Here is a 6,343-nt window from a genome sequence, read left to right as displayed (position 1 = left end):
ATCGCCCAAACTGGTTAAATTTTAACAGTGACATCTACCCTGCCAGATAGGGGTATGCATGAGTGACGTCAGTGGGAGAAGAGCACCCTAAAAGCCCGATCGATACAAACAGTGATATAAATAGTTTTTTCATTATTCCCCCCCCTTAACTGGAATCGGATCTTCTTCCACATCGCTACCAAACACCAGTGCATTAGGCTTGTCGTTTAATACTTTAATCAACGGGCGAAGTTCTTTAAGTACATGCTCCAACTCTTCAGCTGCACTAATGAGCTGTTTATAAGCATCCGAATCATCATCATAGCTATCTAACGTCGCTTCAAGCTGCTTCATGGTTTCACTGATATCTTGTGGCAAGGCTTTAGCGCCCTCGCTATCAAGCAGTTCATCCATACTCTTCAAGGTGCTATCTAGCGAAGCCAGCGAACCATTTAGATTAGCGATAGTGGCATCCCATGGAAGCTCATTGATCTTATCAAGGAAGTCGGTGATCTGTTTTTGAATTTCCGTTAAGCCACCAGCGACAACAGGGAACACTGGATAACCATCAAACTCTCTCGGTTCATAAGGCTCTTCGTCTTCATAAAAGTTAATATCGACAAACAGTGCCCCGGTGAGAAGGTTACCTGTTTTTAAGGTCGCTCTTAGCCCCTCTCCCATCTGCAATTTGACCCGTTCAGCAAAGGTTTTTGCATTCACTTGCCTGAAGACTTCAGAAACTCGCTCAATTTCGAGTTTAATAAGGATAGGAATACGGTTCGAAACTTTGCCATCTTTGTCCATACGTATCTGCAACGGCACCGTATCGACCGTACCTATTCGCACACCACGATATTCCACAGGTGCGCCTTTTCTCAAGCCACGAACCGACTCTTCAAACAACAACACATAATCAAGCGAGGTCGTGTATTTGCCCTGCAATACGGCGTCGTAATTGTCATACAGCGTGTACTCTTTTAGGTTCTCTTTGATTTGGGCGCCCGGTTTAATGCTCTCGGCCACATCGAAACTTACGCCGCCAGTCAGAATACTCTCAATCGAGGCAAAGTTGACATCTAAGCCATTAGCTCCAAATCTGACATCAATGCCAGAAGAGAGCCAAAACTGTGTTTTTTCGAAAATTCACCCATCATAGGGAGCAAAGATGAACAGCTGATATTTACCCTCTTTCTTTTGATAGTCGAAGCTGGTTTTCTCAACTCGCCCTACCACGAAACCATGGTGCAACACCGGTTCACCAACTGAGAGTTGATTCGCTTTATTGTGGGAAACAACAACCCTGATACCCTTGGTGTCTGGTCCCGCTACTGGAGGTGTATCCAACACATCAAACCTCAATTGGGCTTCACTCGATTTACCCGGTTTGAGCTCAATGTAAGAGCCCGACAAAATAGTCTCAAGACCGCTAATGCCGTCAGTACCAACATGTGGTTCCACTACCCAAAACTAGGTTTCAGCATTGATCATACGTGAAGCTTTCTTGTCTATTTGAGCTTTTGCAATGATGTATTCATAGTCTTCACTCAGAGCGACATCGGTAATCGTACCTACATGCACATTCTTAGATTTTATCGCCGTTTTTCCCGCTTCAATACCAGACGCATCCGGTAAGATCAGAGTGATCTCTGGCCCGCGATTATTGAAGTATTGAAACAGCATCCAACACCCCACCAAAACCGCAATGATTGGAACAATCCAAACGGGCGACAACTCACTTTTTTTTGATACCTTCGCATCCGAAGTACTTTGCTTTTCCATGTGTTTCACACCTCTTTGAGGAGATTACTTCCATATAATTCGAGAATCGAAAATCATCGCTGACAACATCGTAAATATCACGACAGCTGCAAACGACAGCGCCGCAGGCCCCGGGTAAATCGCCATAACGCCATCCAATTGAACCAATGCCACCAATATTGCGACGACGAAAATGTCTATCATCGACCAACGTCCAATGAACTCAGTCACGCGATAAACTTTAAGATAACGATTTGCCTTTTGCTCGGTCAGCCCATGCACCCTTTTAGCGTTCCAATACAGATATGCCAAGGCGACCATCTTCGCCATAGGGATAAACACGCTCGCGATAAGAATGATGAGTGCCACAGGGTATGAACCCATATTCCAAAGCAAGATCACCCCTTCCATGATGGTGGAACCTTCACTGGTTCCGAACGCAGACGTATACATCATTGGATATAGGTTTGCTGGAATATAGAAAACGACAGAGGTGAACAACAGCGCCCACGCGATTTGTAAGTTTTTGACTGGCTCAAAGTGATGTAAGTGAGTGTGGCAACGGGTACAACGGTGGAGGCTGTCGCTGTAATGGTGGACTTGCCCACAGATATGACAAGCAAGATGCTGCTTATTTTGAAATATGCTCCCGCTCATTGGTTCTTGCGGGGCTTTGGTTGGTACCAAGCGATCCCATAACCAATCAAAATCGACTAAAGAGATGGTCTTAACCACCAGCATGGCATAGATACAAAACGCCCAGAATGATATCCCCATCGATACATCGGCTAATGCTGCGATCTTGATTAAGCTGACCAATACGCCGATCAAAAACACATCGACCATCAACCAAGGCTTTGCCCAACTTAATGACTTCAACGCCAAAAAGGTGAATCGGTTATCCGCATAATGAATGTGCTTCTTTCTGTCTACGAGCAGATTAAACCAGAGAGAAAGCACCAAAAAATAGGCAGGCAAAAGAATCACGGCCAGAAAAAGTAATATAGCAATCAGGCTGTTATCCATTCGATTCATCATATCAACAGCTTGGTATAGCGTTATTTGCTGGCTAATACCTTGAACACTAAATGACATGTACGGGAAAGTAAGGCTCATGATTAACGTAATCAGGCTCGCCAACGCATAAGCGATTACGCCTTGCTGTTTATGATGCCCTACACTCGATAAAGTATGAGCACACCTTGGGCAAGACGCTTCGCTACCTGCAGACAACTCTTCAAACTGACTAACCAGCCCGCATTCGTGGCACGACTTGGTAAAGCGCTCTGGCAATGACGTCCCCTTTTAGTCTTTATAAGCAACTAGACACTCTAGGTAAATATAAGTAAGGGTTGGATTTTTTGCCAATATGCACCGAATTAAACGCGCACGATATACTAGAAATGAGAGATAGAAAGTAAAAGGGGATGACCCACCGGCCATCCCCTTTTCAATCATTGAACGAATACAAACCGCAACGAGTTAACTCGCTGCCGTAGCTACGCACTATTTATAGCGTGATCAGTTGTGATTGTTGTCTAACTGATAGAAAGTCACTTGCGCATAATCGCTGTCGTCACTTGAGTTATCTTGCAAGTAGATACCCGCTTTAAAGTACATGTAGTTATCCGCATCGTCATAACCGCTGTTACTCATATCCACTTCTTTTGCCGCTAGCTCTGAGCCATTTTGACTAATGGTAGTAATCAACTTATCACCTTCAACAACAATGGAATACGAGAAGGTTTCATCGAGTGCAATACCGTCACTTGGGTTGCTAGTGCTGTTTAAGTCACCGTCAGACGTCACCATGTTACCTAATAGATTATGCCAAGTTTCATCGCCACCGCTCGATTTCGATGTTTCATGAGCAAAGTAGATTGCGCCTTTGTCGTTGCCTGGCAGTTTATGGTAGTACAGGCGAATAGGTTCGTTTTTCTCAGCGTGGATCTGGCCAATCACGATTCGACCCACTTGTTCAGTGTTCGAAGTAGTTGTTGTCACGTGGTTGATGGCTAACGTCGCATTTAACGTCCCGTCGATACCACCAAAGTCGGACTGGTCACTCGATGGAATAGACGAAAACGCCCAGTTATTGCCTTTACCCGAAGTGGAGTAAGAGGTATCACCGCGGCGAAGCATTTCTCTTAATTCGGTACGAACATATTTTGTTCCGCTAGATGTTGTCACACCTTCGACAGGTGTGTAGAACACCAAGCCACCATCACTACCGGTATAGAAGAATTGGTCTTCATAACCCGCATCAAGCGTGTTCTCTTTGATAGAAGTCGCGTAGCCATCACCTTCATCAACGGGAATGCTCACATACCAATCCAGTAAGTCGAAGTTGCCTGATGGCGGTAGGTTTGGATCGAGTCCGTAGTCAGGGCTATCGTTGCCACTGATTTCGACTTCAGTAATATTCGTCCAAACACTTTCCGCGCTGTTTTCAAAGACTTTGATACGAATCCAACGAGCTTGAACATCCGTCACATCGTAGGTTTCAAAACCAGATGTGCTGCCACTACTATATCCATAGTAAACCTTGTCCCAGCTACTTGAACTTTCATCAGCTAGCGCTCTGATCTCGAACTTATAAGTTTGCTCTTCGCCTTTACCCCAAGCTATCGCGACGTCTTGAACATTTTGTACCGAGCCTAGGTCGAGCACTAAATTGACGGGCGCATTCTGAGCAGCCCAACGTGATGACCAATCAGTGCTTCCATCAATCGTATTCGATGCTGGGTAAGAGTTGTGCGCTCCGCCCCAGTCTGATGCGGATTGAATGTTCAGTGTTTCAGCCGATACGCCATAAGTAGCCATGGCTAAAAGAACCGCGCACGACAATTGTTTGTAAGGTTTAAATTGGTGAGTTCGAGGTTTGCAAGAGGTAAGTTTGCAAGATTTAAAAGTCATACAAGTCTCCATGATATGTTTCACGTATATTATTTATTCCATATTTTGTAGGGTGTTACCGAAGTAACGAGAACCACTATAGGACAATATTTGTACGACAAGTTGAACAAACATCACGAAAATGAATTATTATATTACAAATGAATAACTATGTGACATGAGCCATTCTTATACCAAACACATCATCTAATAAGACAGCATTATAACGAGAGGCTTTAAACCAAATTACACTTGAGCTTTTCTTCCAACGCTTGGATACACAGCTTGATGGCGATAGGCGTATTAGAAGCAAATGGATTTAGCGCATAAACCGTGTTAGTCGGTAGTTGGAAGCTTGGCATTATGTCGACAACATCATTGGATAACTGAGAGAGGTAGAAATCTGGGATCACACCAATGCCAACGCCTGATTTGATTAAGGCAAGGCAACTATGGAATGAATTAGTGGTACAACTGGCTTGTTGTTGGTAGACGAAGTCTTGCTCACCTTGAGAGCTAAAATGATGAGTCACCTGTTTTCCCTGCCATGAGTTAGCAATATAAGGAATTGATTCAAGTTCACGCTCTCGCATGCTTTCTACGCCGCACAACACGTCTTTAAACTCGCCTAACCGTTTCTGCTTAAGATTACTGTCGCGCGAGCTACCCACTCGTACCGCGAGATCAATATCGTGCTCCATGAAGTCTAAATGCTGATCGTCGCTTATCAGTTCTGGCTTTAACTTCGGATATTGTTTCATCAGATCGGCAATAACAGGCGCTACCAATAAATCCATCAAGGCATTCGGAGCTGTGATACGAATCCGGCCTTGTGGCTCTTCTAGCTCGGCTTTTGCCATATCCCAAGCCGATTCAGCGATCACATTGATGTCTTTGCAACTCAAATAAAAGCGCTCACCCATGCTTGTCAAAGTTTGTCTTCGTGTTGTGCGTTTAAGGAGAGAGGCGCCTAACTCTTGTTCTAGAATTTTGAGATGTTGACTGACGACGGATTTAGACAACTCTAACTTTTCAGCCGCAGCCGAGACTGAACCCTGATCTACGATATGAGCGAAAATCGACATCTGCTTTAGCTTACTCATCTTATTGTTCTCTTTTTACAAACAGTATTTTCCATTATCTCTGTTTTTAAAATCAATTTCCAAGACTAAACTCAATTCAACTTATCGAAATACCAAATAAAAAAGACAGTGCTCGAAACAAGACTGTTATGGAGAAAGACAATGTTAGACAACCAAATTTTAGAAGCATGTAAGCAAGGCATTAACGCGTGGCAAAAGGCTTTCAACAACCAAGATGCGAAAGGTTGTGCCGATCAATATACTAAAAGCTGTGTAATGGAAGCGCGTCCATTTGGTACTTTTGAAGGTCATGAAGCGATTCAAGCATTTTGGCAAAACATCATCGACCAAGGTTTCAAAGACGTTGATTACACCGATGTAAAATGGGAAGAGCACCCAGACGGCGGTTACATTCTTACCGCGAGTTGGACAATGAACAAAGCGTTTGGCGTTGTACATCATGAACACTGGGCACTTGAAGCCGATGGCTGCGCTCGCTTAGTCAGCGACAACTTCGAAGTTCAAGGCGAACGCTAGAGCTGTAATTAACAGCTAGAAGCTCAAAAATAGAAACAGAATCGAGTAGGAGGAGGCCTCACGGCCTCCGTCCTCTCACACCACCGTACAAG

Annotated in this window: 7 protein-coding genes; 1 reads left to right on the top strand and 6 read right to left on the bottom strand. The window is 44.3% G+C overall.

Annotated features, from left to right (window positions below; translation table 11 throughout):
* Positions 1-132: 132 nt before the first annotated feature.
* The 6 genes from AB6E52_RS22560 to AB6E52_RS22535 all read right to left on the bottom strand — a co-directional run bounded on the left by AB6E52_RS22560 (position 133) and on the right by AB6E52_RS22535 (position 5,735).
* Positions 133-1,002, bottom strand: coding sequence for an MlaD family protein (locus AB6E52_RS22560; RefSeq protein WP_241910580.1), 870 nt, complete (start codon positions 1,000-1,002; stop codon positions 133-135).
* Between the two features lie 120 nt (positions 1,003-1,122).
* On the bottom strand, positions 1,123-1,437 hold the full coding sequence (locus AB6E52_RS22555) for an MlaD family protein (protein WP_241910581.1): 315 nt from the start codon (positions 1,435-1,437) through the stop codon (positions 1,123-1,125).
* Positions 1,438-1,446: 9 nt separating this feature from the next.
* Positions 1,447-1,758, bottom strand: a complete 312-nt coding sequence (locus tag AB6E52_RS22550; protein WP_241910582.1) for an MlaD family protein — start codon at positions 1,756-1,758, stop codon at positions 1,447-1,449.
* Positions 1,759-1,782: 24 nt separating this feature from the next.
* Positions 1,783-3,030, bottom strand: coding sequence for a paraquat-inducible protein A (locus AB6E52_RS22545; RefSeq protein ID WP_102320262.1), 1,248 nt, complete (start codon positions 3,028-3,030; stop codon positions 1,783-1,785).
* A gap of 228 nt (positions 3,031-3,258) precedes the next feature.
* Entirely contained in the window at positions 3,259-4,653 is a 1,395-nt protein-coding gene (locus AB6E52_RS22540; RefSeq protein WP_102320263.1) for a polysaccharide lyase family 7 protein, read from the bottom strand.
* A 215-nt stretch (positions 4,654-4,868) separates the two neighbouring features.
* Positions 4,869-5,735 carry a LysR family transcriptional regulator gene (locus AB6E52_RS22535; RefSeq protein WP_102320264.1) on the bottom strand — a complete coding sequence of 289 codons (867 nt, stop codon included), beginning with the start codon at positions 5,733-5,735 and terminating at the stop codon, positions 4,869-4,871.
* Between the two features lie 141 nt (positions 5,736-5,876).
* On the opposite strand from AB6E52_RS22535, the gene AB6E52_RS22530 reads away from it, so the two are divergent.
* Positions 5,877-6,251, top strand: coding sequence for a nuclear transport factor 2 family protein (locus AB6E52_RS22530; RefSeq protein WP_017060338.1), 375 nt, complete (start codon positions 5,877-5,879; stop codon positions 6,249-6,251).
* The last annotated feature ends 92 nt before the right edge of the window (positions 6,252-6,343 follow it).

This window comes from Vibrio sp. 10N.247.311.13 (assembly GCF_041467595.1).
GTDB lineage: Bacteria > Pseudomonadota > Gammaproteobacteria > Enterobacterales > Vibrionaceae > Vibrio > Vibrio crassostreae_C.
This window is presented reverse-complemented; position numbering and strand designations above follow the sequence as displayed.